Raw genomic sequence first — 25,837 nt, forward strand, 5'->3', positions numbered from 1 at the left:
CACTGAAATCAGCAATGCGATTAGAGCGTAATTAACGCATCGTTACGAACTCTTCAGAGCCCGTTGGGTGGATAGCCACAACAGAGTCGAAGTCTGCTTTGGTTGCGCCCATCTTCATTGCTACGCCGAAGCCTTGGATCATTTCATCTACCGTGAAACCGATGCCGTGTAGGCCAACAACCGTTTCTTCTTCGCCCGCACATACAAGCTTCATCTTACATGGTTGACGGTGCTTAGTAACAGCGGTGTACATCGCAGTAAAGCCAGATGTGTAGACTTTGATGTTGTCTTTGCCGTACTTCTCTTCTGCTTCTTGCGTTGTAAGACCGATAGTGCCGATTGGTGGGTGGCTAAATACCACAGTTGGTACCAAATCGTAGTCCATCTTCGCGTTTGGTTTGTTGTTGAACAAACGCTCAGAAAGTTGACGACCCGCTTTCACTGCTACTGGCGTTAGCTCGATACCGCCTTCCATGATGTCACCCACACAGTAGATGCCTTTCACGTTGGTTTCTTGGTATTCGTCTACCTTGATGTAGCCTTTTTCGTTCGTTGCCACACCGGTTGACGCTAGGTTGATTGCGTCTGTCGCAGGGTGACGACCGATTGCCCAAATCAGTTGGTCAACGTTTTGGCTTTCACCGTTTTCTAGGTGCAGAGTTAGGCTGCCATCGGCTTCTTTTACCACTTCTTTTGGTACAGAGTGGGTGTGCAGTTTTGGACCTTCTGCGTCCATCACTTCAACCAACGTATCGATGATCATTGGATCGAAGCTACGCAGTGGTGACTCTTTACGTACGAACAGGTGCGTTTCTGTACCTAGCGCGTGCAGTACGCCAGCAATTTCAACTGCGATGTAGCCTGCGCCCACAACCGCAACGCGTTTTGGTTGCTCTGCTAGGTCGAAGAAGCCGTTTGAATCGATGCCGTATTCAGCGCCTGGAATGTTTGGAATAGTAGGACGACCACCAACCGCGATCAGGATGTGATCTGCTGTGTAGTGTTCACCGTTTACTTCGACAGTTTTTTCGTCAACAAACTTAGCAAAGCCTTTAGTCACGTTTACTTTGTTGTTGCCAAGAACGCGATCGTAAGATTGGTGAATACGACCAATGTACGCCTGACGGCTCTCAACTAGTTTGCTCCAGTTGAAACCTTTCACGTCGACATCAAAACCGTAATCTTCTGCGTACAGGTTCATTGCTTCTGCGATTTGCGCGCCATGCCACATCACTTTTTTCGGTACACAACCTACGTTGACACAGGTACCGCCAAGGTCTTGAGCTTCGATTAGCGCAACTTTCGCGCCGTACATCGCCGCACGGTTTGCAGATGCGATGCCGCCACTGCCGCCACCGATACAGATATAGTCAAAATGAGTCGCCATTACTTTCTCCAAGAGCTTATAAATTTTATCTGGTACATAGATAGATTGGGATGACCTTGTCCGAACTCAATGCCACCGTTATCCCACTATCATAAATCGAATTCGACTAATTCCTAAATGGGAAAAAGCGACAATACTTATGACAAATAGCGATGAGAGGCACAAAAAGAAGAATAAGCACGATTGGAGGGAGAAGGTGAGAGCATAAAAAAGCGCAACGAGAATATCGTTGCGCTTGAAGATAGCAGTACTGAAGTGCTTACTCTGGCACAATCCAGTCCACTTTCCAGTGGCCAGTTGCTGGTGCGATCGCGTCTTGCAGGAATGGCAGAATCTCTTTCATCTGGCTTTCCAGTTTCCATGGCGGGTTAATCACAATCATGCCGGATGCCGTCATGCCGCGCTCGTTGGTATCTGGTGCAACACCTAACTCGATTTGCAGAATTTTACGAATGCCCAGTGCTTCCAAGCCTTCGATCATATCTTCGATGTCGTGGCGGTTTACCACTGGGTACCAAATCGCGTAGATACCGGTTGCCCAACGTTTATGGCTCTGATGAATCGCTCGCACCACATCGCGGTACTCTTTCGCGAGTTCGTATGGTGGGTCAATCAGCACCAAACCACGACGCTCTTGTGGCGGTAAGCTTGCTTTGAGGCGTTGGAATCCGTCTTCTTTGAAGATGCTCACTTGGCGATCACGATGGAATTCTTGCTCTAACAATGGGTGATCGGCCGGGTGCAACTCGGTCAGCACCATACGATCTTGTGGGCGGATTTGCGCGCGCGCTACACGTGGTGAGCCTGGGTAGTAACGCAGCTTCTCGCCATTGTTGAGCACTTTAATGGCATCGATGTAGCTTTTGATGTCTTCAGGAATGCTTGGGTTATCCCAAATACGTGCGATGCCTTGTTTGTATTCGCCCGTTTTTTCAGACCATTCGTGAGTCAGATCGTAACGGCCCACACCCGAGTGGGTATCGTGATAAACGAATGGCTTATCTTTTTGTTTCAGCGCATCAAGAATGAGGCTTTGAACGATGTGTTTGACCACGTCGGCATGGTTGCCAGCGTGGAAGCTGTGGCGGTAACTTAACAAATTAAACTCTCGAAACACTCTTTGGCTGAGTGTGGTCTGTGATTTTCACTCTATGGCGGTATTATACTCAAGTAACTTAAAGATGTAGAACTTCCAATCAAATCTGTTCCTCTGATAAGGGGACGCTATTGAAATTTCTTTAAGTCACCCACACTTACTATTGGTAATCGAATTGAACTAGGTGAGTTTCTCGCACTCAAAAGGGTGTGAAATCTCATTTAGGTATAACAAGACTCAAGGACAGAGTAGCGCTGGTTGACTATAAGATGGTCATCGCGGCATAGAGAAAGGGAACGGAGCTCCCCCAATCCATGTTGCTGGCTCGTCTGTACATTGAGTTGGCCTATCTACACAAAATAGACAGGCAATCACAGAGTCAAAACACAAAAGGAATTATTCATGTCTAATCCTCTTCTGACGTTTACGGACCTACCTCCGTTTTCTCAAATTAAACCAGAACACATCAAGCCTGCCGTTGAGCAAGCGATTGCTGACTGCCGAGCAAAAATCGATGAAGTTCTACAAGACAACGCTCACCCAACTTGGGACAGTGTGATTGCGCCAATTGAAGAAGCGGATGATCGCTTAAGCCGCATCTGGTCGCCAGTGGGTCACATGAACTCGGTAGTGAACAGCGAAGAGCTACGTGAAGCTTACGAAAGTTGCCTACCAATTTTGTCAGAGTACGGCACTTGGGTTGGTCAGCACAAAGGGTTGTACGAAGCGTACAAAACCATCAAAGCGAGCGAAGAATTTGCAACGTTAACTCGTGCCCAGCAGAAAACCATCACTGATGCACTGCGTGATTTCGAGTTATCAGGCATTGGTTTGCCATCCGATGAGCAGCACCGTTACGGCGAGATCAGCAAACGTATGTCTGAGCTGAGCTCTAAATTCTCTAACAATGTGCTGGATGCCACCATGGGTTGGACCAAGCACATCACAGACGAGAAAGACCTAGCAGGTATGCCAGAATCGGCGCTGGCAGCAGCGAAAGCTGCCGCAGAAGCAAAAGAGTTAGATGGTTACCTCATTACGCTAGATATCCCATCTTACCTACCTGTCATGACGTACTGCGATAACCAAGAGTTGCGTAAAGAAGTGTACGAAGCGTACGTGACGCGCGCTTCTGATCGAGGTCCAAACGCAGGCAAATGGGATAACTCAGAAATCATTACTGAGCAGCTAAAACTGCGCCATGAAATTTCACGTATGCTAGGTTTCAATACTTATAGTGAAAAGTCGTTAGCAACAAAGATGGCTGAAACGCCGGATCAAGTGCTGGGCTTCCTGAATGACCTAGCGACACGAGCGAAACCGCAAGGTGAACGTGAAGTCGAAGAGTTACGTCAGTTTGCGAAAAGTGAGTTTGGTGTTGAAGAGCTGAACGTTTGGGATATCGCTTACTACAGCGAGAAACAAAAGCAGCACCTGTTCCAAATTTCGGATGAAGAACTGCGCCCATACTTCCCAGAGTCAAAAGTCGTGAGCGGTCTGTTTGAAGTGCTAAACCGCGTGTTTGGCATGACCGTTACTGAGCGCGAAGGCGTAGACACTTGGCATGAGTCCGTGCGCTTTTTCGATATCTTTGATGCTGAAGGCACACTCCGTGGCAGTTTCTACCTAGATCTCTACGCTCGTGAACACAAACGTGGCGGCGCGTGGATGGATGATTGTCGTGGTCGTCGCGTTACGCTATCTGGCGAGCTGCAAACGCCGGTTGCGTATCTAACGTGTAACTTCAACCGTCCAGTGGGCGACAAACCAGCACTGTTCACGCACGATGAAGTCGTGACGCTATTCCATGAGTTTGGTCATGGAATCCACCACATGTTGACGCAAGTTGATACAGGTGCTGTTTCAGGTATTAATGGCGTGCCTTGGGATGCGGTTGAGCTACCAAGTCAGTTCCTAGAAAACTGGTGTTGGGAAGAGGATGCGCTGGCGTTCATTTCTGGTCACTATGAGACAGGTGAGCCGCTACCTAAAGCGATGCTAGACAAAATGCTCGCAGCGAAAAACTTCCAATCTGCGATGGGTATTTTGCGTCAGCTAGAATTCGGCTTGTTCGATTTCACGCTTCACACCGAATATGACCCAGAAGTGGGTGCGCGTGTACTGGAAACTCTGGCAAAAGTGAAAGAGAAAGTCGCGGTAGTTCCTGCGGTTGAGTGGGCGCGTTTCTCACACAGCTTCGGCCATATTTTTGCTGGTGGCTACAGTGCGGGTTACTACAGCTACCTATGGGCTGAAGTGCTGTCGTCAGACGCGTATTCTCGCTTTGAAGAAGAAGGCATCTTCAACAAAGAGACGGGCCTAAGCTTCCTGAACAACATTCTAGAAATGGGGGGCAGTGAAGAGCCAATGGAGCTGTTTAAGCGCTTCCGTGGCCGCGAGCCACAAATCGACGCACTGTTGCGCCATTCGGGTATTGCGGCGTAAATTGAGCAAAAAATATCAAGGCCAACCGAACGGTTGGCCTTTTTTGTACATTTTTTATAAAAAATTTTACGGATTTACGTTGCGGTTGATCGGGTTCTGCAACGATATCAATGTCTCCGTGGACTGAACCTCATCAATGGCTTGCAGCTTGTCGATCAGTACAAATTGCAGCTCTTCAATCGATTTGCACATCAATTTGACGAATATGTTATACGCGCCCGTGGTGTAGTAAGCTTCAACGACTTCGTCGAGCGCGTTGAGTTTTTCTAACGCGGAGTGGTAATCACGAGCTGCATTGAGGTTAATACCAATAAAGCAGCACACATCGTAGCCAAGCTTTTTGGTATTGATGATCACCTCCGTTCCTTCGATGATGTCAGCCGACTTCATCTTCTCGATACGCACATGGATAGTGGCAGGGCTGACATCGAACTGCTTTGCCATTTCTGCGTAGGGCGTTCTGGCGTCAGCCATCAGTGTTTTTAATATTGCGCGGTCAAGGTCGTCGAGTTTCGGCAGGCTCGCATTCATACTATGATTTCCGTTAGGGATAGAGTTTTACCTCCCTTTTATACTCATAGCGGATAGGATTCACAAGGTTTGGCAGGAGTAACTGCGGGTTAACTCCGAGCTATGGAGATAATGTGCAGCGTTTTCTGGTTATTGCCGCGCTATGTTGGAGCGCGTTTGCTACGGCCTCAGATCCGAAGGTGTTGGTCGTGCACTCCTATCATCAGGTTTTTTTCTGGACGGACTCCATACAGCGAGGCATCGAGCAACAGCTGGGCGATCGAGCGCTGGACATGCGTGTGCTCTATCTAGACTCGAAACGTAACCAGAGTGAGCAGTTTTTTGCACAACTAAAATCCTTATATCTTACGAAATTACGCAAAGAGCGATTCGATGCCATTTTAGTGAGCGATAACAATGCGCTTGAACTCATGCAGCGTTTAGCCCCAATCATCAAAGACACCCCAGTTATATTTAACGGCATTAATAACTACCATCCTTCTTTACATCGTTCTCTGAATGCAACCGGAGTCATGGAAGATGTCGATTTGGAAGCGAATCTCGCTCTTATTGAGCGCTTACATCCGAACTACACACAAGTTCTCATCGTCAGTGACCACTCGGTGACCGGTGAGGTGTTGCGTTATCAAATCGACAATTTTGTCCTCAAGTTCCCGCAATATCGAGACAAAATCGTACAACTTGTCCCAGACAGCATCATCGTTCTAAAACAACAAGTCGCAAAACTGAGTTCCGATAAAGTCGTCTTGTTCTGGACCTATTACCGAGATAAACAAGGTATGGTTGGCAGCGAGCGTGACTGGGTTGGTGTCAACAAAGTCTCAAACGCGCCGCTGTTTATGGTGCATGACATTGGTTTGGGTCATGGCGCAGTTGGAGGGGTTATTCAAAGTGGTTATCGGCATGGTATTGAGAGCGCAGAGATGCTTGAGTTCGTTTTGGATAACCCTGATCAGCCTCTGCCTGCGGTGAAAAAAAGTGATTCTGAAATAAAGCTCGATTACCAAGCGGTAGCGCGTTGGGGATTGGGGGCTGAACAAGAGGTTTCTGCGGTATTTTTTAATAAGCCAATGAAGCTTTCTGAACGTTTTGCCAAGGAAATTCGCCTGTTTGGTAGCCTGTTTGTGGTGATGTCGGTGGTCATTTTGCTGATGGGTTATTATTTACAGCGGATGCGTCGAAGTGAGAGCGCTGCGCGAGAAAGCCAGGCTATTCTAGAATCGATTTTCGATCAGAGCATGCAGTATATGGGCATTTTGGATGCCAACGGTGTGCTTAAATCGGGCAACGATCACCTTCAATCCTTACTTTATCACCAAGGACTGCGCTTAGACCGACCACTTTGGTTTCACCCCAACTGGAGTGAAAAAGCACAAGCGTTGCTTGAGGAGTATTTCCACGCGCCTCACCATCAAGTGTCGACGTTTGAAGCTGAAATTTGGAGTAAAGAACACGGCGCCTTGGTATTAGAAGTTTCGCTCAAGCCTTTTTCTCAGCAAGTAGGGAATCATAAGCAATACTTGTTTGAAGCGCGCGATATTACCAGTCGTAAATTGATGGAGGACAAGCTCTACCAACGTGAGTCAACCCTACGCAACTATTATGAGCAGCAGCCCGTGATGATGGTGACGCTTGATAGTAATAACCGAATTCAAGAAGTGAATCGATTTGCTCAACTACTTCTTGGCTACAAACCGATGGACATGCTCGGACATCGCCTGAGGGAGTTCTATTTTGATGACAAAGTGCTGTTCCCTCGCCAAGTGTTATTGCAACCCAACCAGCAAGTGCATGGTGTTTGGCGACGTGAAGTCGAGTATCGTCATGCAAATGGTCATCGTGTTTGGGTGCGCGAGAATATTCGTCCGCTGAGTGAATCTGAGCAACTACTGATTGTGGGCGAAGATATTACCGAAACCAAACTGCTTTCCGAGAAATTGGAATACCAAGCTCGCTATGACTTACTGACGGGGACTTACAACAGAAACCATTTTGAACTAGAGCTTAAGACCGCACTGTGCGAAGTGGACAGCCATCGTCGAGTCCACGCCATGTTGTACCTCGACTTAGATCAACTAAAAGTCCTCAATGATACGGTTGGGCATGATGCAGGTGATGCGGCGATTCAATTCTGCGCCAGTATGCTGGAAGGCGTTCTGCCGTACAATTCCATCTTGGCTCGAATGGGAGGCGATGAGTTTGCGGTGTTACTCAAAGACTGTGACGAATATGGCGCCATCAATATTGCCAAACTGATCATCTCGACACTAAGCGAACACCTCTTTATTTGGGAAGACACACGCCTGTTCATCAGTTGCTCAATTGGTATCCGTATCATCGATCATACCGCTGATACGCCACAAATGGTGCACGCTCAAGCAGACTCTGCTTGTCACGCCGCTAAAGAGCAAGGCCGTAACCGCTATAATCTATTCAGCTTAGATAACGAAGAGTTGCAGCGTCGTCAGATGGAAATGCAGAGCGTCAATTTGGTGCATGAGGCATTGTCGAATCAACGTTTAGAACTGTTTGCTCAACCGATAAAAAGCTTACAAAAGCACGAGACTCAAATGTATTTTGAGATTTTGGTGCGTATTCGCAATGGGTACGGTGATTATGTTTCTCCTGCGCTGTTTATCCCTGCTTCCGAGCGTTACAACATTGCCCATTGGATTGATAAGCAGGTTATTACTCAAACACTAGAGTGGTTTGAACAGCGTCCTGAGGTGGTTGAACAGCTTGGTCGCTGTTCGATAAACCTTTCAGGTCAATCTATGGGGAATCAAGAGTTTATAGACTTCTTATTGGAGCGATTGGAAAGTTCGACTCTGCCGTGTGAAAAAATCTGCTTAGAAATCACCGAGACAGCGGCGATGAGCAATCTGGATCAAGCCATTGAGCTGTTTACCAAGCTAAAGGCTTTGGGTTGTATGATTGCATTGGATGATTTCGGATCTGGATTGTCTTCATTTGGCTACTTAAAGAAACTTCCTGTCGATATCGTGAAAATTGATGGTCTTTTCGTGCAAGATATCAACGTAAATGAAATGGACCGCGTGATGGTTCGTTCAATCAATGACTTGGCGAAGCAACTAGGTAAAGTGACGGTGGCGGAGTTTGTCGAAAATGACCAGGTTATGCAGCATTTGATAGACCTCGGTGTGGACTACGGTCAAGGCTACGGTATTGGTCATCCTAAGCCGCTTTCTGAGCTAGTGGAGCAACTGACGGTTGTATAACCTCTGCGTAGCAAGCTCAACCTAGCATTAATAGGTAACTTAGGTATACACTCAGCGCCAGTTACCTCGATTTTTATTGGAGCCTCCTTTTGCAACTGCAATTGATCTGTGAAAACCCGTCTCAACAATCTCATCTTGATGAACTCGCTGCGCGTTGGCAGCTTTCTCACACTGACGATAGCGATTTTGCTTTGGTGCTAACCACCGAGCGTTTGGAGCTACGTAAAGTGGATGAGCCAAAGCTGGGTGCAATCTTTGTGGATTTGATTGGTGGTGCGGTAGGTCATCGTCGCAAGTTCGGTGGTGGTAAAGGCCAAGCAATTGCGAAAGCTGCGGGGTTGAACAAAGGGGTAACGCCAACCGTGTTAGACGGCACGGCAGGTCTTGGTCGTGATGCGTTTGTGCTCGCCTCGCTAGGTTGTAAAGTGCAGATGGTCGAGCGTCATCCAGTCGTAGCGGCTTTGTTAGATGATGGCTTGGATCGAGCGAAACAAGACCCAGAAATCGGCACCTGGGTATCTGAGCGCATGTCGCTAATCCATGCTTCTAGCCATGATGCGCTGGAACAATTGGCGCAAGATAAAGACTTTGTCCAGCCAGATGTGGTGTATCTTGACCCGATGTATCCGCACCCAGAAAATAAAAAGAAGTCGGCGCTCGTAAAAAAAGAAATGCGCGTTTTCCAATCGTTGGTTGGCGCCGATTTGGACGCCGATGGCTTACTAGAACCAGCCATGGCGTTAGCCACAAAGCGTGTAGTAGTTAAACGCCCAGATTATGCTAACTGGCTGAACGAGAAAAAACCGACCATGGCGATTGAAACGAAAAAAAATCGCTTCGATGTCTATGTTAAAGCATCGATGGCATAACTTCCTGACGGCTCAACTTTTCTTGTCACAGTACGGTGTGTCGTGCTGTGACTCAGCCTCTCTTTCCTCGTCTCTATTGATAGTTTTCTCTTGCTAATTCCCTTCCCTGACTGTATATCTAACTAAGAATTATTATTATTTCACTTGTTGTGATGCGGTCGATAACTGGGAAGCTGGAGTAGTAGAATGGCTAAACGTTTATGTAAAATGAGTCGCAAACAGATCGCGGCAGAACTTGGTGATATCCATCGTTTAGTTGTCGCACCAAAATTCGTTTGTCGTTCTTGCGCACGCTCTTCATCGGCCAAAGATACCCTTTGTAAGCCAGCCGCAATTCCTCCACAAAAATGCCAAGACAAGCCATTGAGTGAGCAACAAGCATGTGGCTTATTGGTTGAAGCTCTGCCATCACAAGCGATTCCAGTGACCACTAAACAAAGCAACGAAAAAGCCGCGATTGTGAAGCGTGTTGTTGAGCGTGTGAAAGAGAAAAAACAAGCCGAAAAATCTCCGGAGCCAGTAAGAGCCGACGCACCAGTATGGTTTGATTTAGCGGATAAAAAATCGCTCAAGAAAGCGAAAAAAGCACTGAAAAAGCACTATAAGCAGCAAAAGAAGTTGCTAAAAGTGGCGAAAAAACAACAAAAGTTACTTAAGCGTCAGCGCAAGCTTGAAGCGCGCAATGCGAAACTAGAAGTGCTGCTGCCAACGCCACCTAATGCTTTGATGAACGCAATCTCACAAGCCAAAGTGCATTAATCAAACAAAAAACGCTCTCCAGTCGGAGAGCGTTTTTTATTGTCGAAATGTTTATAGGATTAGCTGCGTTACTTATTGGCGTAACTCATCTCTACGCGCTTTTTCACCCAGGTTTCGTTAATCCATAGGGATAGCATGATGATCGCACCGCCAATGGCGAGTCGCATGACATCAACATCGCGGTTCCAAATCACAATGTTTACAATCAAGCCCGCCGGAACCAATGCATTGTTCATTACTGCCAGTGCACCTGCGTTCACCATAGTCGCGCCTTTGTTCCAAGCAAAGTAACCAAAACCAGAAGCAATCAACCCAAGGTATGTCAGAATGCCCCATTGCGTTGTAGTGGTTGGTAGTTTGTCGAGGTTACCCATGAGCGCGAAAGCCACGGTTGCTACACAAAGTGCACCTAAGTAGAAGTAGCCAAACACGGTGTGTTGTGGCAAATCGACGGGCTCACTCTCCATGATATATTTGTAGCCCACCTGACCGATGGCAAAGCAGAGGTTTGCTCCTTGTACGACCAAAAAGCCCAGTAGGAAATCTTCATTAATGCCTGCAAATTTAATCCAAGCGGCACCAAATACGGCTATTGCAGCGGTAACTAAGTACCAAGGTGAAAAGCGACCTTTCAAGAAGTCATAGATTAGCGTGACGTAAATGGGTGTGAATACGGTGAACAGCAATACTTCTGGCACGGATAGGAGCAAAAAAGATTGGTAGTAGAAGCAATACATCAAGCCGAGCTGGAAGCCACCGACGGTCATCAGTTTCGCGATCAGGGGTTTGCTAACGCCACGGAATTTCAAAAAGGGAATGAAAACCAGGCTCGCCAGTGCCACGCGCATGAACACCGAGAACCAAGAATCAACCTGACCGGCGAGGTAAACGCCGATCAGGCTAAATGAGAATGCCCAAAGTAGGGTAACTGCGGATAGATAAGCCATGGATGAGAATCTTTATCAACAACAAATGTGCCCGCAGTCTAACCAAGTTTTATCGCTGCGCCAATCAGTCTTTTAGCGGTACGACCAGCATATCGACTGGTGAGCAGTTAATCAGCTGTCGAGTCGAAGATAGAATCTTGCTCCAGAAATCTTGGTGATGACCACAAACCACCAAATCGATACTGTAGTCTTGAATAGTATCGCACAGCTCATTACTCAAATCGCCACTACCGACTAAAGTATGGGCAATTGGGTATTGCGCATATTCTGCGAAGTTTGCCAATTGTGTGCGCGATGCTTCCATTGCTTGATGTTGCGCTTCTGCCATATTGATATCGATAAGCCCGGTGTAGAGTTCTGCGTAGTTCACGTCGATGTGAATAAAAGAGACTTTCGCATCCAGAGGTTTAGCCAGTGATACGGCTTTCTTAATCAACACTTTACTGTCGTCTGAAAGGTCGACTGCCACAAGTATGTGTTTGTAACTCATATTGCTATCTCCTTGTAAGGTCATAGTTTTAGATTAGCACCAACCCCAAAAAAAATTTGCTGAAGTGATCTCATATCGGTGCCGTAGGTACAAAGTCTTGTCTCAGTAATCATGTTATAGTGGCGTTATACCCAAGTGACTTTGATATGCTGAAATAAGCGTAGTGTTACTGACTAGAGTTGAAGTGAAACTTCGCCGTGTCTGCCAGACCAAGCTATTCTCGCAGCGTCACTTATTTCGAGGTTACTTGGGTATATTGCATGCACAATAATAGGAGTTAACATGCTGTCTCAAACTATGGTCGAACAATTGAATGAGCAAATTAACCTAGAATTTTTCTCATCCAATCTATACTTACAAATGAGTGCTTGGTGTGAAGACAAAGGTTTTGAAGGTGCGGCTGAATTTTTACGCGCTCACGCCGTAGAAGAAATGGAGCACATGCAACGCCTATTCACTTACGTGAGTGAAACTGGCTCAATGCCAATCTTAGGCGCTATTGATGCGCCAAAGCATGACTTTGCGAGCCTAGGTGACGTTTTCCGCGAGACATTTGAACATGAGCAAATGATAACGGAAAAAATCAACAAACTGGCGCACGTTGCATTTACTAGCCAAGACTACTCAACGTTTAACTTCCTACAGTGGTACGTGTCAGAACAGCACGAAGAAGAGAAGTTGTTTAAAGGGATTTTAGATAAGATCGAACTGGTAGGTGAAGACGGTAAAGCGTTGTTCTTCATCGACAAAGATCTAGCACAAATGGCGAAAGAAGGTTCATCTTCAATCATGGATGCTCCAGCTGCGTAAACGCGTTTTGGGACGTTGTAAGTAGCGGGTAAAGACGAAGTGTTGGTCGTCTTTTTCTCTTGAGCATTGTTGAAGATGTAGGGAGGAAAAGATGATCAGTGGAGACACAATCTTATTTGCGCTAATGGTGGTAACTGGAGTTAATATGGTCCGGTATCTCACCGCTCTTCGTTCTCTAATTTATATCATGCGTGAAGCGCATCCGCTGTTATATCAGCAAGTTGATGGTAATGGTTTTTTTACCACTCATGGAAATGTCACCAAGCAGGTGAGGTTGTATCACTACATTAAAAGTAAAGAATATCATCATCACCACGATGAAATTTTTACTGGTAAGTGTGAAAGAGTGCGTGAATTGTTTGTTCTATCGACTGCGTTGCTCGGCGTGACGCTACTTGCTGCCTTCATTCTCTAAGAGTCGATGATCTAGATAGTTGTTCTGTCTGAGATTTTACGTACATACAGAGCGCTTAGAGTTTAAGCGCTTTTCCCTTTCGGTATTTGTCGGTAGAATGTCGCGCCTAGAAAGCAAGGATGTGCAATGTGCACATCCTTTTTTATTTTGATTCGATACCAATCAGTCTAAGAGCTACCGATGAGTAAGAAATTTGATGTTGTTGTAATTGGCGCAGGCGCAGCAGGTTTAATGTGTGCTGCAGAAGCAGGCAAGCGAGGCCGCCGTGTTTTGGTGCTCGATCATGCTAAAAAGCCAGGACGTAAAATCCTTATCTCGGGCGGTGGTCGTTGTAACTTCACTAACTACGACGTTTCAGCTAATCACTATTTGTGTCAAAACCCGCACTTTGTTAAGTCGGCGCTCTCCCAATACACTAACTGGGATTTCATCTCGATGGTGTGTAAACATGGCATTGATTTCGAAGAGCGTGATCACGGCCAGTTGTTTTGTGTCGATGCATTTACGGCCAAAGATATCGTGAAGATGTTGTTAGCTGAGTGTGACATGCCGAACATCGAGCAGCGTTACCAATGCGATGTTCATTCGATTGAAAAAATTGATGAAGGCTTTCGTTTGCATGCTGGTACTGAGATTGTCGAATGTGAGTCTTTAGTTATCGCAACAGGTGGCTTGTCGATGCCAAAACTGGGAGCGACACCATTTGGTTATAAAGTCGCGGAACAATTTGGTCTTCGAGTTATCCCAACCACGGCAGGTCTTGTACCATTTACTCTGCATAAAGAAGACAAAGAAGACTTTGCTGAGTTATCTGGTATCGCGGTACCTGCGGAAATTACGGCTGAAGATGGCACCATGTTCAAAGAAGCCCTGTTGTTCACACATCGTGGTTTATCTGGTCCAGCAGTGTTACAGATTTCTTCATTCTGGCGGGCCGGACAAAAGGTGTTGATCAATCTTGTGCCAAACGATGATGTTGCTGAGTTATTAGAACGCAGTCGTGAGAAGCATCCAAATCAGTCACTCAAGAATACGCTTGCCAAAGTGCTGCCTAAGCGTCTGGTTGAAGTCTTAATTGAACGTAAAGAGCTAGTCGATAAACCGCTAAAACAGTTCAATCAAAAGGAGCTTGCGGCGATTGTGGAGCGCCTAGAGCATTGGGATATCGCCCCGAATGGCACTGAAGGCTACCGAACTGCGGAAGTGACACTCGGCGGTGTCGATACTGATCACTTATCCTCGAAAACCATGGAATGCAAAGACATTAAAGGGCTTTATTTTATTGGTGAGGTGATGGATGTGACTGGTTGGCTAGGGGGCTACAATTTTCAGTGGTGCTGGTCGAGCGGCTTTGTTGCGGGGCAGTGGGTTTAATCAAACACCAAACGCAGCCTAACTGCATAAAAGATAAGATACAAAAAGAGCACTGAATAAAAGTCAGTGCTCTTTTTGTATTCCCATAGCGAGTTACTCGTCTTGATACTTTTCGAGTTTGTTATAGAGCGTTTTCACGCTAATGCCTAACTCCTGCGCTGATTCCGTTTTATTGCCTTGATTCTCTTCAAGGGTATTGAGAATGGCGGCTTTTTCTAGCTCTTCTAGCGAAACGCCCGCCGGAACAAGGTCTTCGATGCTGGTGCCTGTTTCCAATGGTGGTGTGTCGAAGATAAGGTGTTCATCTCGGATGGTGTCATCAGCCAAAATAAATGCACGCTCGATCGTGTGTTTGAGCTCACGGACATTACCTGGCCAGTCGTGTGCAGCGATTTTTTGGATCGCAGAGTCAAGAATCGTTTTGGTTTTTGCCTCATTGGCGTTGCGGTGCGCGATAAAGTGCTTGGCCAGACCGACGATATCACCGCCTCGTTCTCGCAGTGGCGGTATCGTTAATGGGAAATGCGATAAGCGGAAAAACAGATCTTCACGCAGGAACTGCTCCTCAATGGCGATTTTAGGATCACGGTTTGTAGCAGCAATGATGCGAGTATTAGCGATATGAACCGTATTACTGCCAACTGGGCGATACTCTCCGGTTTCTAGCACCCGTAATAGCTTCACTTGATGCTCGATAGGCATCTCGGTGATTTCATCTAAAAATAGGGTGCCGCCCTCTGCCTGCTTAAATACACCTTGGTGAGTTTTATTTGCTCCGGTAAAAGCGCCTTTCTCATGGCCAAACAGTTCACTATCAACCAATTCAGGGCTAATGGCACCACAGTTAATCGCTATAAAGGGCTGTTGTTTACGCTCACTCGCTAAGTGGATGGTCTGCGCCACCAGTTCTTTGCCTGATCCACTTTCACCGACAATAAGGACGTTGGCTTCTGTTTTAGCAACGCGCCTGATCATACGATAGAGCTGATGCATCGGAGAGGAAGAGCCGACCAAAAGACCAAATTGGTCAAGATCGCTGGTGGACACTTTACGCCCTTGATCTTGTTTGTGTTGATAGTACTGGCTGACTTCGCTCAGGGTGTCCGTCAGAATGGCAATATCAACGGGCTTTCTGTAGTGAAAAATAGCACCCAAGTTCATCAGCTTATCCAAGTTCTCGTTTGGAGCGCCTGAGCTAATGATGATCAAGTCCATATCGTAGATGTCTTCGATATTAGAAAGACGTTGATAATCTGCACTAGTAAAGTGGGCGACTTCAACAATCGCAACTTCCGGTTTGAGTTGTAGGAAATCTTCAATCCATTGGTCTGCGGCATCGATGTCATGCAGACGAAATTTGTTCAGTTCCTGGCAAGAAGCGATGGCATTTTTAAGTGATGGATCTTGTATTCTTAGAAACAGGCTTGGCATCGACATAGAAATGTCCTCTTTACTATGACAGAAACAATGTACGTGGATTATTCTCACTTCACAAGACAAAATATTGTCAGCATAGATTTAAGGATTTGTTCGGTATTTTTATGTTGTTAGCCCCTTTTTGATATATATCGGTGAGAGCCATCAGTAGATATTTCCTTTTGTTCAGATTTTTATTTTTTAAATAATAATTTTGCTATTAATTGATTCTGGAGAAATAGCCTTTCTGTTTTATCAGGTTATTTCGGCACAAGTGACGGAGGCTTATCACCGATTAAAAATTACATTTTTTACGTGTAAATAATTCATGCTTATACTTTATTGCTCATCTCATTTTTACCTCTTTTCTTTATTAGTTAATTAAAAACAATAAGTTATAAAGTTGGCACATGGTTTGCTCCTAGGGAAGTGCAACGTCAATAAAGGAGAATTACCATGAATAACATCGCAGCTAAAATTGTACTTACGTCAGTTCTTGCTACTTCATCTACAGCAGTCTTAGCGAGTGATAAATGGGAAAAAGAATCCATGGACGCTTGGCTAGATGGTAAAGCTGAAACCACACTACTGCTAAACAGCAATCTCAACTCTTTTGATATCAATACCGATGTTGAGAATCAGGTCGTTACCCTTTCTGGTTCGGTAAACAATGATCTTGAAAAATCACTTGCCGAAGAGCTTGTTACTGGTCTTGATGGTGTGAAAAAAGTAAACAACGAATTGTCAGTAGTGAATGAAGGCAAGAAAGAAACTGATTCAGAAGCTTTAGCTACACTGACCGATTCTAAAATCACGACTATAGTTAAAACGCGCCTACTAATGGATACCAATGTGAGTGGTACGGATATTGATGTAACGACAGAACGCAAAACGGTAACGTTGGCAGGTAAAGTTAATTCAGATGCGGAGCATGATCTTGCAATTTCAATTGCAAATAACACCAATGACGTAAATAAGGTGATTGATAAGCTAGAAGTGGTTCAATAATAGCGAGCCGAGTGATTTAACCCACTTTTATTAGGAGGTAACACTATGGTTCGTTGGATGTTTATTTTTCTGGCACTGGCACTAATTTCTGCACTATTAGGCTTTACTGGTATTGCAGGAGCTGCTGCCTCTATCGCGCAAGTGATATTTTACCTATTCCTATTGTCATTAATTGTATCAATAGTGATTGTTCTGCTAGGAAGAAAAAACGTAAATAGATAGGAGATTCCATGCAACTTACGTCATTTATTTACCGTATCGCCGCAGTATTCGGTTTGGTGTTTGCGTTGGCAGCTTGTAGTGAAGAAGGGCCAATGGAACAGGCCGGCAAAAAGATAGATGAAGCCGCCGAAGAAACCCAAAATGCGATTGAAGATGAATGTGAAAACATTAAAGAAAATCTAAACGCTGAAGACCAAGACTGTTAGCCGAATCAGGTTAGGTTTTTTACGCATAGCTATGTAAGAGAGGGGCGGTCAATCACCGCCCTTCCTTTTGTCCCAATTGTTTACAATCAGATAAGGAGTCAAAGATGAAAAACATATTTGATGTACTGAAAGAGAGTCATGAAAAGCAGCGCCTTTTACTCGATGCTCTGATGGAAACGTCTGGAGATTCCCCCGCTCGTGAAGAGTTTTACCACAACCTTAAAGAGGAACTCGAACAGCACGCAGCGGCAGAAGAGCGATTTTTCTACGCGCCTTTAATAGATAGCGATAAGACCATTGATCTCACTCGCCATGGCATCGCAGAGCATCATGAAATTGATAAAGTGATTGCACAGCTTGATGCAACCGATATGAGCTCGCCAGCGTGGCTCAACCTAATGAAAACCTTGCGTCACAAAGTGTTGCACCATCTTGAGGAAGAAGAACAGCGTTTCTTCCAGTTAGCCGGCAAAGTAATGACCGATAAGCAGAAAATGAAACTAGCGGATGGTTATGTTGAAGAGATGGCAAGCTAGGTAGAGTGTTGGACCTTTTCGTGCCATTTCGGCACGGGAAGGCACTCAATCAAGGCGTTTACTCAAGTTCATGTATCCAAGCTCAATCCCCCGCGTATTCTAACTTCCACTAAAAAGTGCACTCGCTGAAGGCAAGGAGAGCGAATGTTTATCATCAAATATTATATTCTTGGCGCTCTGATCAGTTTATTGGCCGCTATATATACGCCTCAAATTATCGTTAGTTTGCTGTTCTTGTGGATATCTCTTTCTTTAGCGTTGGTCAGCGTAGCCTACGTATTCGACATTCCCTCTATTTTTAGAAAAAACCAAGATGGCAAGATTGTCAGGTGGATTCGCTGGGCATTCATCCCATTTCTATTGGGGGCTAGAGCGTATAACGCCTGGGAAAGACGGCGTGATACAGTGCCTCCAATCCAAAAAGTCAGCGACAATTTATACCTATCTCGCCGTTTGTTTCAGAGTGACTTAGATTTTCTCGAATCCAATGAAATCTCTTGTATTGTCGATGTCACCGCAGAATTTGCAGGCCTTGAAAGTGCGATGACCGACAAGCAGTTTCATTACCTTTCGATTCCGGTACTCGACCACAAAGCCCCGACGCTAGAGCGCCTTCGCCATGCGATTAACTGGATTGATACTCAAATCTCGTGCTCGCGGGCAGTGGTTGTGCATTGTGCGTTAGGGCGTGGTCGTTCAGTGTTTGTTGTGGCGGCGTATTTACTGAGCAAAGACCCGTCACTGACGGTTGAATCCGTGATGAAAAAAATCAATGACGTACGCAGTACCGCGAGATTGAATAAATTACAGATTAGGACGTTACGAGCGATCAGTGAAAAAGGCGTACTGGGGCTGGATCAATCCACTTGGATGGTGGTTAACCCTGTTGCAGGTGGCGGCAAATGGGAGGAAAACGAACAGCACTTGATTCGTGAACTAACCAAAAAATATCGCTTGAGTATTCATCAAACCACCACAAACCTCAGCGCCGAGCAGCTAACACAACAGGCAAAAGAAAGTGGAGCTAAGCAAATCATCGTAGCTGGTGGCGATGGCACAGTAACAGAGGTGGCGAGCCAATTGGTGGATACCGACCTCAAACTCGGTATTGTTCCGCTCGGAACTGCCAATGCGTTATGTCATGTGCTCTATGGCGTTGGCGCAAAATTCTCACCGGTCGAAAAAGCGTGTGAAGCGTTGCTTGGCGGACACTGCCAACGTATTGATACTGCGGAATGTAATCAGCGGCTTATTTTATTGGTCTTAGGCATTGGGCTAGAACAGAAAATGATCGAGCACGCTCAGCGAGAAGAGAAAAATGTTTTTGGACAACTCGCTTACCTCACCGGCTTTTTTAATGCTGTAGTGGCGGAAGAAACGCAAGCTTTAACCGTTTCGTTAGATGCTCCAACTGGAGATGGAAACCACGACAATAATACACAAACGCTTGACGTCCATAGTTTTGTCGTTGCGAATATCGCTCCATTTAGTACGTTGCTTGCCCAAGGTGGTGATGCGCCGCAGCCTGATGATGGCAAGCTGCATATCACATATTTAGATAACACCGAGTCTTTAGGCGGACGTCTTATCGCATTGTCGGATCTGACATTAACGAGCGTAGGCGCACAGGAAGAATCGACACATTTTCAATACGCGACGGCTCAGAGCGTCACTATTTCTGCGAATAAACCGATTGAGTATGTGATTGATGGTGAACTGTATTCTGATGAGCAACTGGCAATCAAGCTGCGTCCAAAGTCATTGAACGTATTTGTTCCAAGCCAGAGACGTAAATCAGCTTCGCTTTAACACAGATAATCCGCGGATAACGCGCCATTTGCTTCGTATTCTACATGGCGCTTTTTCTGTGTTGTTTGATGATTTGGTGTGCGTCGTAAAAAGGCTATTAAGGTCGCTGCGTAGATGCAGCGGCTTTTTTCTATCTGCACCTTTTACTAGGTTGATTGGGGATGTGGTTTAAACAAAGTGAAAGAAAGAAGGGCGAGTACAATTACTCACCCTGAGGTAAGTGCTTTTCAATTTCATCGTTTTCAACTTGTAAAGCAGCTAACCAATAAGAAACAAGTGCGGTTAAGTTGGTGTCGTCAATGGCTCTAAGCAGGGCTTTTAAATCATCTAACAGTAGTTTATTCATAAAATGCATTTCTTTGTAATTGCCTAACTCGGCAACGCCGTATTCGGTGGCATTTTCTGCAATGAATTGTTCACCGTCTTGATCGAAGAACAGCTTCGCCATCTTTTTGATCATCACTTTTTCTATTTTCACGAATCGATATGCCGCTCTTGCGAGTGTCATATGTGATTGCGGGTTAACGAGAGGCAAACACGTTTGGCGATGGTGTGTCATTTTTACGAGTAGCTCCCTTACTCGATTGTTATCCAATGTCATAGTGACCTCTTTATTTATGACTATTGTCGTGGGGCATTTCTCGTGATGGTTATGTTAATGCGCCTGTGGGCTTGTCAGAAATGGCCAAAGCAAGTTGGCCATTTCTTTGCTCAATACTGAGCTTTATTGCAAAGGCGACCACCAAGTTTTAGCTAATAAGGCTGATGCTGCTGAGTTTTTCTTTGCAGCTTTTTATATCGCTACGAACTTTCAGCAGAACCGAGTTATCCGCCTGCTCTGGGTGGGAAGTAATCAAATTCTCAATCTCTTTGAGTACCTTGCTTTCGACACCTTCAAGCTGTTCTAAATACATAGACTCTTTGTCAGAGGACACTTCCTTCATCACGTCGCTGTAGACCTCACGCGCCTTGATGGTGTAGGAAACCGGAGTGTCGTCGGCAGATTCTTCATTGTTACTTGCTAGAGAGTAGGGAGTGAGCTCAATGACTGCACGCTCACGTACTCTGAGCAGTTCTACCAACACATTATTCAAAGAAGTGTTGTCGATGTTCTCGATGGCCTTGTTGTAAATTTCATTTCCGCTTTCGATAAGCTCAATGATTGAGGCGATGTTTTCATTTTTCATATGCCACTCCTTATTTACTGGTGATAGGGGTGTTTGAGCGTATGGAATACAAACACGATGTTTCGTCTTCAGTTGCAGGTTGTATGCCAATGAACTTTAAGTCTTATTAATCAGTGACTTAATATCTTGTTTTGCAATAACTTGCTAACAGTCGGTAAGGCGCTAAGAAAAAATTACAAGAATGGCGGGGAAAGCCTGGAAAGAATTACACGTACAGATACGGCTTTTTATCAAAATAAAAATAAAATCAATAAAAAACAATAACTTAAAATTCTGGCATGGATATGGCTTTGTAGGGAGTAAGTGAGGTCAAACATTGTTTCACTTGATTCACTATTCAACTCATTAATGGAGGCTAGTTATGGCTACTACAAAAGAAAGCACAGTAAAACCTCAAGAGCAGTTAGAAGAAGCATATCACTTAGCGGAACAAGCCACGACGGAAGCCGTTGGCGCGATGAAAGACCAAGCCAAAGAGAAGCTGGATGTAGGTGCACAGCAAGTTCAGCAGGCGACTAAGTCGGCAGAAAATGTAATCAAGGAGCGCCCATTGCTGAGCATAGGCTGTGCCTTCCTTGCTGGTTGGGCGGTTTCGAAGCTGATCAAATAATAGTGGTCATCAAGGATTAAGCCACACAACAGAAAGGCGAGGCTTCACATGAATAACTCAGGGCAAGTTACCAATCAGCAATCAGGCTCGGCGGCTTCAGACAGCGGCCGAGCCCCTGATGGGGCAGAAGAACAGGATATCCAACAAACCATTAATGGTTTGAGCAGCATTCTTGCGCAATTGGACCAACTGACGAAATCGCTAAAAGCATGGTCAGGTTCAACGTTGGATTTGTTCCTCTTGGAGATGAAAGTTAACGTGTCCGCAGTGCGTCAGATTTTGCTGTGTACCGTTGTTTTTACCCTATTGTCGGTATTGTTCGTATTCAGTTTGTGCCTTGCCTCTGGGGTGGTGGCTTATCAGTTAACTGCCAACGTATATGTTGCCGTGGGTGTATTTATCACATCATTAGGCTTGGCATTATTTGCTTTAGCCTGGTGGCAGAAGCGTTTAGTTGGATTTCTTGGATTCAAAAATACGACAGAACAATTACAGGAGGGGTGGGATGCGCTCGCTACAAAAGCTCAATCGAGCCATGCGGATCAAGCGGATGGAAGGTAAAGCGTCTCTAGAGCAATGCTGTTTGTCGATGGAAATGTTCACGTTTACCACCAAGAAGTTTGTGAGAGAAAACCCTTGGACGACATTAGGCATTAGTGCTGTCGTTGCCGTTACCGCTGCAAAAGCAGGTCGATTGTCTCGACTGACTTCTTCTATTTCGTCAATGGGGCTATTGGTTAGCAGCGTGTCTGATATTACCGATTCGCTCACAAAGCCGGTCGCAGCAGCTTCTCTGGATGAGTCAGATGCGGAGCAAAATGGAAATGCAGCAACACAAAACAAATAAGCAACGCTGCGACGACAGAGGGCGAACCACTCTAATAGCGGATTTCACCGCAAAATTTTCTTACCGATTCTGAGCTTATTATGACAGCGAAATTGAACATTCCTGCCAACACTGCGATTGGTGCAACGCTTCTCGTCCTGTTACTCGTCCCAGGGCTGTATTTTGCCAAGCCAATATTGTTACCTATTGTACTTAGCACCTTTATTTCTCTGCTGTGCAGTCCTTTCATTAATTATCTTGAAGACAAAGGCTTACCACGTGCTATTACCGTCGTGTTGACACTGTCATTCCTCGTTGGCGCCTCAATTATTGGTCTTGCCGCCATGTCGGAGCCCGCCAAGCAATGGTGGTCTGAGCTGCCCAGTATCGTGAAAAATGTGTCGCAAGAAGTAAGTGAAGTTACTAAAGCTTCGGCTGATCACCTTAATACTCCATTGAATATCGCCAATGATATGAGTATGGATGAGGTCGGGAACAACACCGTCTTTTCTTTGGTAAAAACGCTCGCGACCACTACGCCGACGATTTTGACACAAGCGATGATCGTGCTGTTTATGGTTTACTTTATGCTCAATCATGGACGAAGCTTATTTCGAAAGTCAGTGTCTTACTTACATGGGTTTGCCAAGCAGCGCCAAGCGATTGAACTGGTCAAAGCACTACAGAAAGACCTATCTCGATACATTGGCACTATCACGTTGGTGAATGCGGGACTTGGGTTGAGTGTTGGGGCGGTGTTTTTTGTTTTAGGCCTTGAGGACCCGTTCTTGTGGGGCGCGTTTGCTGGCGTGATGAATTTTGCGCCGTATCTCGGCCCAGTCATCTCCATGGTGAGTTTCGGTTTTGTGGCTTATCTGCAGTTGGAGTCGGTCAGTTTTATGCTGACGGTGGTGTCTATCTATTTACTGCTCAATTTGATTGAAAGTCAGTTTGTTACACCAACACTATTGGGGAAAAGGTTTAACTTAAACCCGTTAGTGATTTTTGTTTGGCTTGTTTTTTGGGGCTGGCTTTGGGGCGGAATGGGACTATTGATCGGTGTGCCGTTGCTGGTTTGTATCAATATTTTGGTTGATCGTCTAGAGCTATGCCAATCAACCCAAAATCAAGCAAAACAAATCACCTCCGCGGACGTGGCACCGCGAGAGTGACTTGAGGAGCAAGCTGGTTCAACGAAACAGTTTTTCAGCGCTCACTGGCTGACTAAATAAATATCCCTGACCATAAATACAGCCTTTTTCGAATAAATAATCGGCTTGTTCCCGAGTTTCTATCCCTTCCGCGACGACTTTCAACGACAGCGTTTTTCCCATGGCAATAATGGCATTCACAATCGCGTTGCTGTCGCTATTACTTGGGACATCACTGACAAATGAGCGGTCAATTTTCAGTTTGTTGATTGGCAAACCTTTCAAGTAAGACAAAGACGAATAGCCAGTTCCAAAGTCATCCAGAGAAATCTCAATACCCAGCTCTCGTAATTGATTTAACGATGCAATGGCTTGTTGAGGGTCGATCAGTAAAAAGCTCTCTGTGATCTCCAAATCTAACCGTTGGGCAGGGTATCCGGTGTTATCGAGGATAGTACTTAATCGCTGAATGAAATTTGACTGCTGAAGCTGCAATGCAGAAACATTGACGGCGATTTTGCCAAACTCGATGCCCTGGTCCAGCCAAGCATTACCTTGCAAACAGGCTTGTTGTAACACCCACTCACCAATGCTTTGAATCAGCCCTGTTTTTTCTGCAATTGGAATAAAGTCTGCTGGTGGTACAAGGCCAAACTCTGGATGCTGCCAGCGTAATAAAGCTTCCACGCCGACAATCGTATTTTGTTCCAAATTGTATTGCGGTTGGAATTCTAACCGGAGTTGTTGTTTTTCTATTGCTTGATGCAAAGCGGATTGAATGCGTACATGGGATACGGATTTATCGGTCAAATCCGGTGAGTAAAACGCGTAGCCGTTGCGTCCATTTTTCTTCGCTAAGTACATCGCGGTGTCTGCGTTTTTCAGTAAGGTTTCACTGTCTTGACCGTCTCTTGGGTACAAGGCAATACCAATACTTGTCGAGACACGAAGTGAGTCGTGGTTTGCCAAGTCGAATGGTTGCTGGAATACGCTTAGAATATCGCCGACGGTTTCCAATAAGGAAACATCACTATGGATGTCTGGCAAAATAATCACAAATTCATCGCCGCCAATGCGAGCCACATGCGCATTGAGGTGAAGCACATCTTGCAGACGAATCGCTAACTTAGACAGCAATTGGTCACCACAGAAGTGGCCCATGCTATCGTTGATGTGTTTGAAATGGTCGATATCTAAGAATAGGGTGGCAAACGTCTGCTGGCTTTTGTGTCCGGTTTCGATGTGTTGCTCGAGTAAGCTAAGTAAATGAGTGCGATTAGGTAGATTGGTTAATGGATCGTAAAAAGCCATGCGCTGCAGCTTTTCTTCGTGTGCCTTACGCACAGAGATATCTTCAAACACACAAATGTAGTTAATAAGGTGGTTTTTATCGTCCATTACGGCGCTAATGGTCGCTAATTGCGGATAAATGCTGCCATCTTTCTTTCTGTTGATGAATTCGCCTTTCCATTGGCCTTTGTTTTCGAGTTGATGCCACAACTGTTGATAGAAACCTTGATCATGATGACCTGAGCGCAGAATTCGTGGGTTTTTTCCTATCACCTCTTCAGAGCGGTAACCTGTAATTTGGGTAAAAGCCGTGTTTACATCAATGATGTTGGCATTGCGGTCTGTAATGACCATGCCTTCTTGCGAATTGTTGAAAATTTGGGACGCTAAGGAGAGCTGCGTTTCTACCATTTTTCGGCGGGTGATGTTACGTGTCATCCCCAGAATGCCGATTAAGTTTCCCGCATGATCACGGACAGGAGACTTAATGGTTTCTAGCCAAGTGGGGTTATTGTTTTCATCAATTTGACGGCATTCTTCAACAATATTTTGCGTGCCAGTGGCTACCACCAATTTATCGGCATCAATGAATTTTTCCGCACGTTCATGGCTAAACAGGGCAAAATCGTCTTTGCCAATGATTTCACTGTTGGTTTTTTGCCACGCATTTTCTACGCTTCGGTTGGTCATCGAATAAAGACCATCCATGCCTTTTATCCATACGTGGTCTTCAAGGCAGTCGATAAACTCTTGTAGTGTTGGTGTTGGCTTTATTTCCGCGCTTTGATGTCGCGTTTGTTCTTGCTGACAGTGCAAGTTGATATCAAAGCTGATCCGCCCCGCGATTGCGCTTAGCCATGCCGAAACAACCGTTGATTGATCATTAGGGTGAGTCAGTGTCAGTACGGCAAGCAATTCGCCATTAGGTAGCCAAATCGGTCCAATGCTCAAGGTTTGCTCTTCAAAGGGGGTATGGCTAACTGTAAAATCTGTCGGCGTAAAGTGATCGACAACTTGCGTTATCACATCGACGATAGCACGATGATTTTGGGTTGAGGTGGACACCTCAGTCGATAGCCACTGCTGAGTATCGCTCAGAGTATAAAGCTGTCCCTGAGCTTGAGTTACATTACAGCATTGTCGCAGAACGTGTTGCCAGTCTGCCATCAAAGGCGAAGGAATAGCGAAGCGAAACATAATTAATAACGAGTCCT

General features: G+C 45.5%; 25 protein-coding genes. 16 read left to right on the top strand and 9 right to left on the bottom strand.

Features of this window, described 5'->3' with window-relative positions; all coding sequences use genetic code 11:
• Positions 1-31 precede the first annotated feature (31 nt).
• Entirely contained in the window at positions 32-1,387 is a 1,356-nt protein-coding gene (gene gorA, locus R8N28_RS07080) for a glutathione-disulfide reductase (protein WP_262635404.1), read from the bottom strand.
• 259 nt (positions 1,388-1,646) lie between these two features.
• Positions 1,647-2,486 carry a 23S rRNA (adenine(2030)-N(6))-methyltransferase RlmJ gene (locus R8N28_RS07085; protein ID WP_005379158.1) on the bottom strand — a complete coding sequence of 280 codons (840 nt, stop codon included), beginning with the start codon at positions 2,484-2,486 and terminating at the stop codon, positions 1,647-1,649.
• 399 nt (positions 2,487-2,885) lie between these two features.
• Between R8N28_RS07085 and prlC the strand changes: the two genes are divergently transcribed.
• Entirely contained in the window at positions 2,886-4,928 is a 2,043-nt protein-coding gene (gene prlC / locus R8N28_RS07090) for an oligopeptidase A (protein WP_017635033.1), read from the top strand.
• A 66-nt stretch (positions 4,929-4,994) separates the two neighbouring features.
• On the opposite strand, the gene asnC is transcribed toward prlC, so the two are convergent.
• Positions 4,995-5,459, bottom strand: a complete 465-nt coding sequence (gene asnC / locus R8N28_RS07095) for a transcriptional regulator AsnC (protein WP_005389595.1) — start codon at positions 5,457-5,459, stop codon at positions 4,995-4,997.
• A gap of 113 nt (positions 5,460-5,572) precedes the next feature.
• On the opposite strand from asnC, the gene R8N28_RS07100 reads away from it, so the two are divergent.
• The 3 genes from R8N28_RS07100 to R8N28_RS07110 all read left to right on the top strand — a co-directional run bounded on the left by R8N28_RS07100 (position 5,573) and on the right by R8N28_RS07110 (position 10,326).
• Positions 5,573-8,698, top strand: coding sequence for an EAL domain-containing protein (locus R8N28_RS07100; protein WP_262635403.1), 3,126 nt, complete (start codon positions 5,573-5,575; stop codon positions 8,696-8,698).
• A gap of 89 nt (positions 8,699-8,787) precedes the next feature.
• The gene (locus tag R8N28_RS07105) at positions 8,788-9,567 is read left to right on the top strand and encodes a class I SAM-dependent methyltransferase (RefSeq protein WP_033905881.1); all 780 of its coding nucleotides are present in this window, start codon (positions 8,788-8,790) and stop codon (positions 9,565-9,567) included.
• 186 nt (positions 9,568-9,753) lie between these two features.
• On the top strand, positions 9,754-10,326 hold the full coding sequence (locus R8N28_RS07110) for a hypothetical protein (RefSeq protein ID WP_053349764.1): 573 nt from the start codon (positions 9,754-9,756) through the stop codon (positions 10,324-10,326).
• 68 nt (positions 10,327-10,394) lie between these two features.
• Here R8N28_RS07110 and R8N28_RS07115 read toward each other — a convergent pair whose 3' ends face one another.
• Entirely contained in the window at positions 10,395-11,273 is an 879-nt protein-coding gene (locus R8N28_RS07115; RefSeq protein ID WP_065274996.1) for a carboxylate/amino acid/amine transporter, read from the bottom strand.
• Positions 11,274-11,337: 64 nt separating this feature from the next.
• Positions 11,338-11,763 (bottom strand): universal stress protein UspA, encoded by a 426-nt coding sequence (gene uspA / locus R8N28_RS07120; RefSeq protein ID WP_005379165.1) that lies wholly within the window; start codon positions 11,761-11,763, stop codon positions 11,338-11,340.
• A 282-nt stretch (positions 11,764-12,045) separates the two neighbouring features.
• On the opposite strand from uspA, the gene ftnA reads away from it, so the two are divergent.
• From ftnA to R8N28_RS07135, 3 genes are all read left to right on the top strand, one after another.
• Positions 12,046-12,573: a non-heme ferritin gene (ftnA, locus tag R8N28_RS07125; RefSeq protein WP_005379167.1), complete on the top strand. Its 528-nt coding sequence runs from the start codon at positions 12,046-12,048 to the stop codon at positions 12,571-12,573.
• 91 nt (positions 12,574-12,664) lie between these two features.
• Complete coding sequence (uspB, locus tag R8N28_RS07130) at positions 12,665-12,988, top strand: universal stress protein UspB (protein WP_005379169.1); 324 nt, start codon at positions 12,665-12,667, stop codon at positions 12,986-12,988.
• Between the two features lie 180 nt (positions 12,989-13,168).
• Complete coding sequence (locus R8N28_RS07135) at positions 13,169-14,362, top strand: NAD(P)/FAD-dependent oxidoreductase (protein WP_262635402.1); 1,194 nt, start codon at positions 13,169-13,171, stop codon at positions 14,360-14,362.
• 93 nt (positions 14,363-14,455) lie between these two features.
• On the opposite strand, the gene R8N28_RS07140 is transcribed toward R8N28_RS07135, so the two are convergent.
• A complete protein-coding gene (locus tag R8N28_RS07140; protein ID WP_005382945.1) occupies positions 14,456-15,799 on the bottom strand; it encodes a sigma-54 interaction domain-containing protein in 1,344 nt (447 codons plus the stop codon).
• Positions 15,800-16,234: 435 nt separating this feature from the next.
• Between R8N28_RS07140 and R8N28_RS07145 the strand changes: the two genes are divergently transcribed.
• The 5 genes from R8N28_RS07145 (at position 16,235) to R8N28_RS07165 (ending at position 19,559) form a co-directional block, all read left to right on the top strand.
• Positions 16,235-16,786, top strand: coding sequence for a BON domain-containing protein (locus R8N28_RS07145; protein WP_005379174.1), 552 nt, complete (start codon positions 16,235-16,237; stop codon positions 16,784-16,786).
• A gap of 45 nt (positions 16,787-16,831) precedes the next feature.
• Positions 16,832-17,008: a DUF1328 family protein gene (locus R8N28_RS07150; protein ID WP_005379177.1), complete on the top strand. Its 177-nt coding sequence runs from the start codon at positions 16,832-16,834 to the stop codon at positions 17,006-17,008.
• Between the two features lie 8 nt (positions 17,009-17,016).
• Entirely contained in the window at positions 17,017-17,214 is a 198-nt protein-coding gene (locus R8N28_RS07155; protein ID WP_005394413.1) for a hypothetical protein, read from the top strand.
• A 104-nt stretch (positions 17,215-17,318) separates the two neighbouring features.
• Positions 17,319-17,750 (top strand): hemerythrin domain-containing protein, encoded by a 432-nt coding sequence (locus R8N28_RS07160; RefSeq protein ID WP_005379185.1) that lies wholly within the window; start codon positions 17,319-17,321, stop codon positions 17,748-17,750.
• A 144-nt stretch (positions 17,751-17,894) separates the two neighbouring features.
• Entirely contained in the window at positions 17,895-19,559 is a 1,665-nt protein-coding gene (locus tag R8N28_RS07165; RefSeq protein ID WP_262635401.1) for a diacylglycerol kinase family protein, read from the top strand.
• Between the two features lie 202 nt (positions 19,560-19,761).
• Here the strand turns inward: R8N28_RS07165 and R8N28_RS07170 are convergent, their stop codons facing one another.
• Positions 19,762-20,160, bottom strand: a complete 399-nt coding sequence (locus tag R8N28_RS07170; protein ID WP_005379193.1) for a hypothetical protein — start codon at positions 20,158-20,160, stop codon at positions 19,762-19,764.
• 148 nt (positions 20,161-20,308) lie between these two features.
• Complete coding sequence (locus tag R8N28_RS07175) at positions 20,309-20,746, bottom strand: DUF2383 domain-containing protein (protein ID WP_005379194.1); 438 nt, start codon at positions 20,744-20,746, stop codon at positions 20,309-20,311.
• 361 nt (positions 20,747-21,107) lie between these two features.
• On the opposite strand from R8N28_RS07175, the gene R8N28_RS07180 reads away from it, so the two are divergent.
• The 4 genes from R8N28_RS07180 (at position 21,108) to R8N28_RS07195 (ending at position 23,354) form a co-directional block, all read left to right on the top strand.
• Positions 21,108-21,356: a hypothetical protein gene (locus R8N28_RS07180; protein ID WP_005379196.1), complete on the top strand. Its 249-nt coding sequence runs from the start codon at positions 21,108-21,110 to the stop codon at positions 21,354-21,356.
• A gap of 48 nt (positions 21,357-21,404) precedes the next feature.
• Positions 21,405-21,917: a phage holin family protein gene (locus R8N28_RS07185; protein WP_005379198.1), complete on the top strand. Its 513-nt coding sequence runs from the start codon at positions 21,405-21,407 to the stop codon at positions 21,915-21,917.
• On the top strand, positions 21,907-22,203 hold the full coding sequence (locus tag R8N28_RS07190) for a glycine zipper domain-containing protein (RefSeq protein ID WP_053349761.1): 297 nt from the start codon (positions 21,907-21,909) through the stop codon (positions 22,201-22,203). The genes R8N28_RS07185 and R8N28_RS07190 overlap by 11 nt, the downstream gene beginning before the upstream one ends.
• 80 nt (positions 22,204-22,283) lie before the next feature.
• Positions 22,284-23,354 (top strand): AI-2E family transporter, encoded by a 1,071-nt coding sequence (locus tag R8N28_RS07195; protein ID WP_005379202.1) that lies wholly within the window; start codon positions 22,284-22,286, stop codon positions 23,352-23,354.
• An 18-nt stretch (positions 23,355-23,372) separates the two neighbouring features.
• On the opposite strand, the gene R8N28_RS07200 is transcribed toward R8N28_RS07195, so the two are convergent.
• Positions 23,373-25,820: an EAL domain-containing protein gene (locus tag R8N28_RS07200; RefSeq protein ID WP_053349760.1), complete on the bottom strand. Its 2,448-nt coding sequence runs from the start codon at positions 25,818-25,820 to the stop codon at positions 23,373-23,375.
• Positions 25,821-25,837 lie beyond the last annotated feature (17 nt).

The sequence above is a fragment of the Vibrio sp. Vb1554 genome, from assembly GCF_033344235.1.

What these genes read in the sequence shown, in the direction of transcription:
- gorA (WP_262635404.1), bottom strand. Translation starts at nt 1,387, where the DNA reads ATGGCGACTCATTTTGACTATATCTGTATCGGTGGCGGCAGTGGCGGC.
- prlC (WP_017635033.1), top strand. Translation starts at nt 2,886, where the DNA reads ATGTCTAATCCTCTTCTGACGTTTACGGACCTACCTCCGTTTTCTCAA.
- asnC (WP_005389595.1), bottom strand. Translation starts at nt 5,459, where the DNA reads ATGAATGCGAGCCTGCCGAAACTCGACGACCTTGACCGCGCAATATTA.
- R8N28_RS07110 (WP_053349764.1), top strand. Translation starts at nt 9,754, where the DNA reads ATGGCTAAACGTTTATGTAAAATGAGTCGCAAACAGATCGCGGCAGAA.
- R8N28_RS07115 (WP_065274996.1), bottom strand. Translation starts at nt 11,273, where the DNA reads ATGGCTTATCTATCCGCAGTTACCCTACTTTGGGCATTCTCATTTAGC.
- uspA (WP_005379165.1), bottom strand. Translation starts at nt 11,763, where the DNA reads ATGAGTTACAAACACATACTTGTGGCAGTCGACCTTTCAGACGACAGT.
- ftnA (WP_005379167.1), top strand. Translation starts at nt 12,046, where the DNA reads ATGCTGTCTCAAACTATGGTCGAACAATTGAATGAGCAAATTAACCTA.
- uspB (WP_005379169.1), top strand. Translation starts at nt 12,665, where the DNA reads ATGATCAGTGGAGACACAATCTTATTTGCGCTAATGGTGGTAACTGGA.
- R8N28_RS07135 (WP_262635402.1), top strand. Translation starts at nt 13,169, where the DNA reads ATGAGTAAGAAATTTGATGTTGTTGTAATTGGCGCAGGCGCAGCAGGT.
- R8N28_RS07140 (WP_005382945.1), bottom strand. Translation starts at nt 15,799, where the DNA reads ATGTCGATGCCAAGCCTGTTTCTAAGAATACAAGATCCATCACTTAAA.
- R8N28_RS07145 (WP_005379174.1), top strand. Translation starts at nt 16,235, where the DNA reads ATGAATAACATCGCAGCTAAAATTGTACTTACGTCAGTTCTTGCTACT.
- R8N28_RS07150 (WP_005379177.1), top strand. Translation starts at nt 16,832, where the DNA reads ATGGTTCGTTGGATGTTTATTTTTCTGGCACTGGCACTAATTTCTGCA.
- R8N28_RS07155 (WP_005394413.1), top strand. Translation starts at nt 17,017, where the DNA reads ATGCAACTTACGTCATTTATTTACCGTATCGCCGCAGTATTCGGTTTG.
- R8N28_RS07160 (WP_005379185.1), top strand. Translation starts at nt 17,319, where the DNA reads ATGAAAAACATATTTGATGTACTGAAAGAGAGTCATGAAAAGCAGCGC.
- R8N28_RS07165 (WP_262635401.1), top strand. Translation starts at nt 17,895, where the DNA reads ATGTTTATCATCAAATATTATATTCTTGGCGCTCTGATCAGTTTATTG.
- R8N28_RS07170 (WP_005379193.1), bottom strand. Translation starts at nt 20,160, where the DNA reads ATGACATTGGATAACAATCGAGTAAGGGAGCTACTCGTAAAAATGACA.
- R8N28_RS07175 (WP_005379194.1), bottom strand. Translation starts at nt 20,746, where the DNA reads ATGAAAAATGAAAACATCGCCTCAATCATTGAGCTTATCGAAAGCGGA.
- R8N28_RS07180 (WP_005379196.1), top strand. Translation starts at nt 21,108, where the DNA reads ATGGCTACTACAAAAGAAAGCACAGTAAAACCTCAAGAGCAGTTAGAA.
- R8N28_RS07185 (WP_005379198.1), top strand. Translation starts at nt 21,405, where the DNA reads ATGAATAACTCAGGGCAAGTTACCAATCAGCAATCAGGCTCGGCGGCT.
- R8N28_RS07190 (WP_053349761.1), top strand. Translation starts at nt 21,907, where the DNA reads ATGGAAGGTAAAGCGTCTCTAGAGCAATGCTGTTTGTCGATGGAAATG.
- R8N28_RS07195 (WP_005379202.1), top strand. Translation starts at nt 22,284, where the DNA reads ATGACAGCGAAATTGAACATTCCTGCCAACACTGCGATTGGTGCAACG.
- R8N28_RS07200 (WP_053349760.1), bottom strand. Translation starts at nt 25,820, where the DNA reads ATGTTTCGCTTCGCTATTCCTTCGCCTTTGATGGCAGACTGGCAACAC.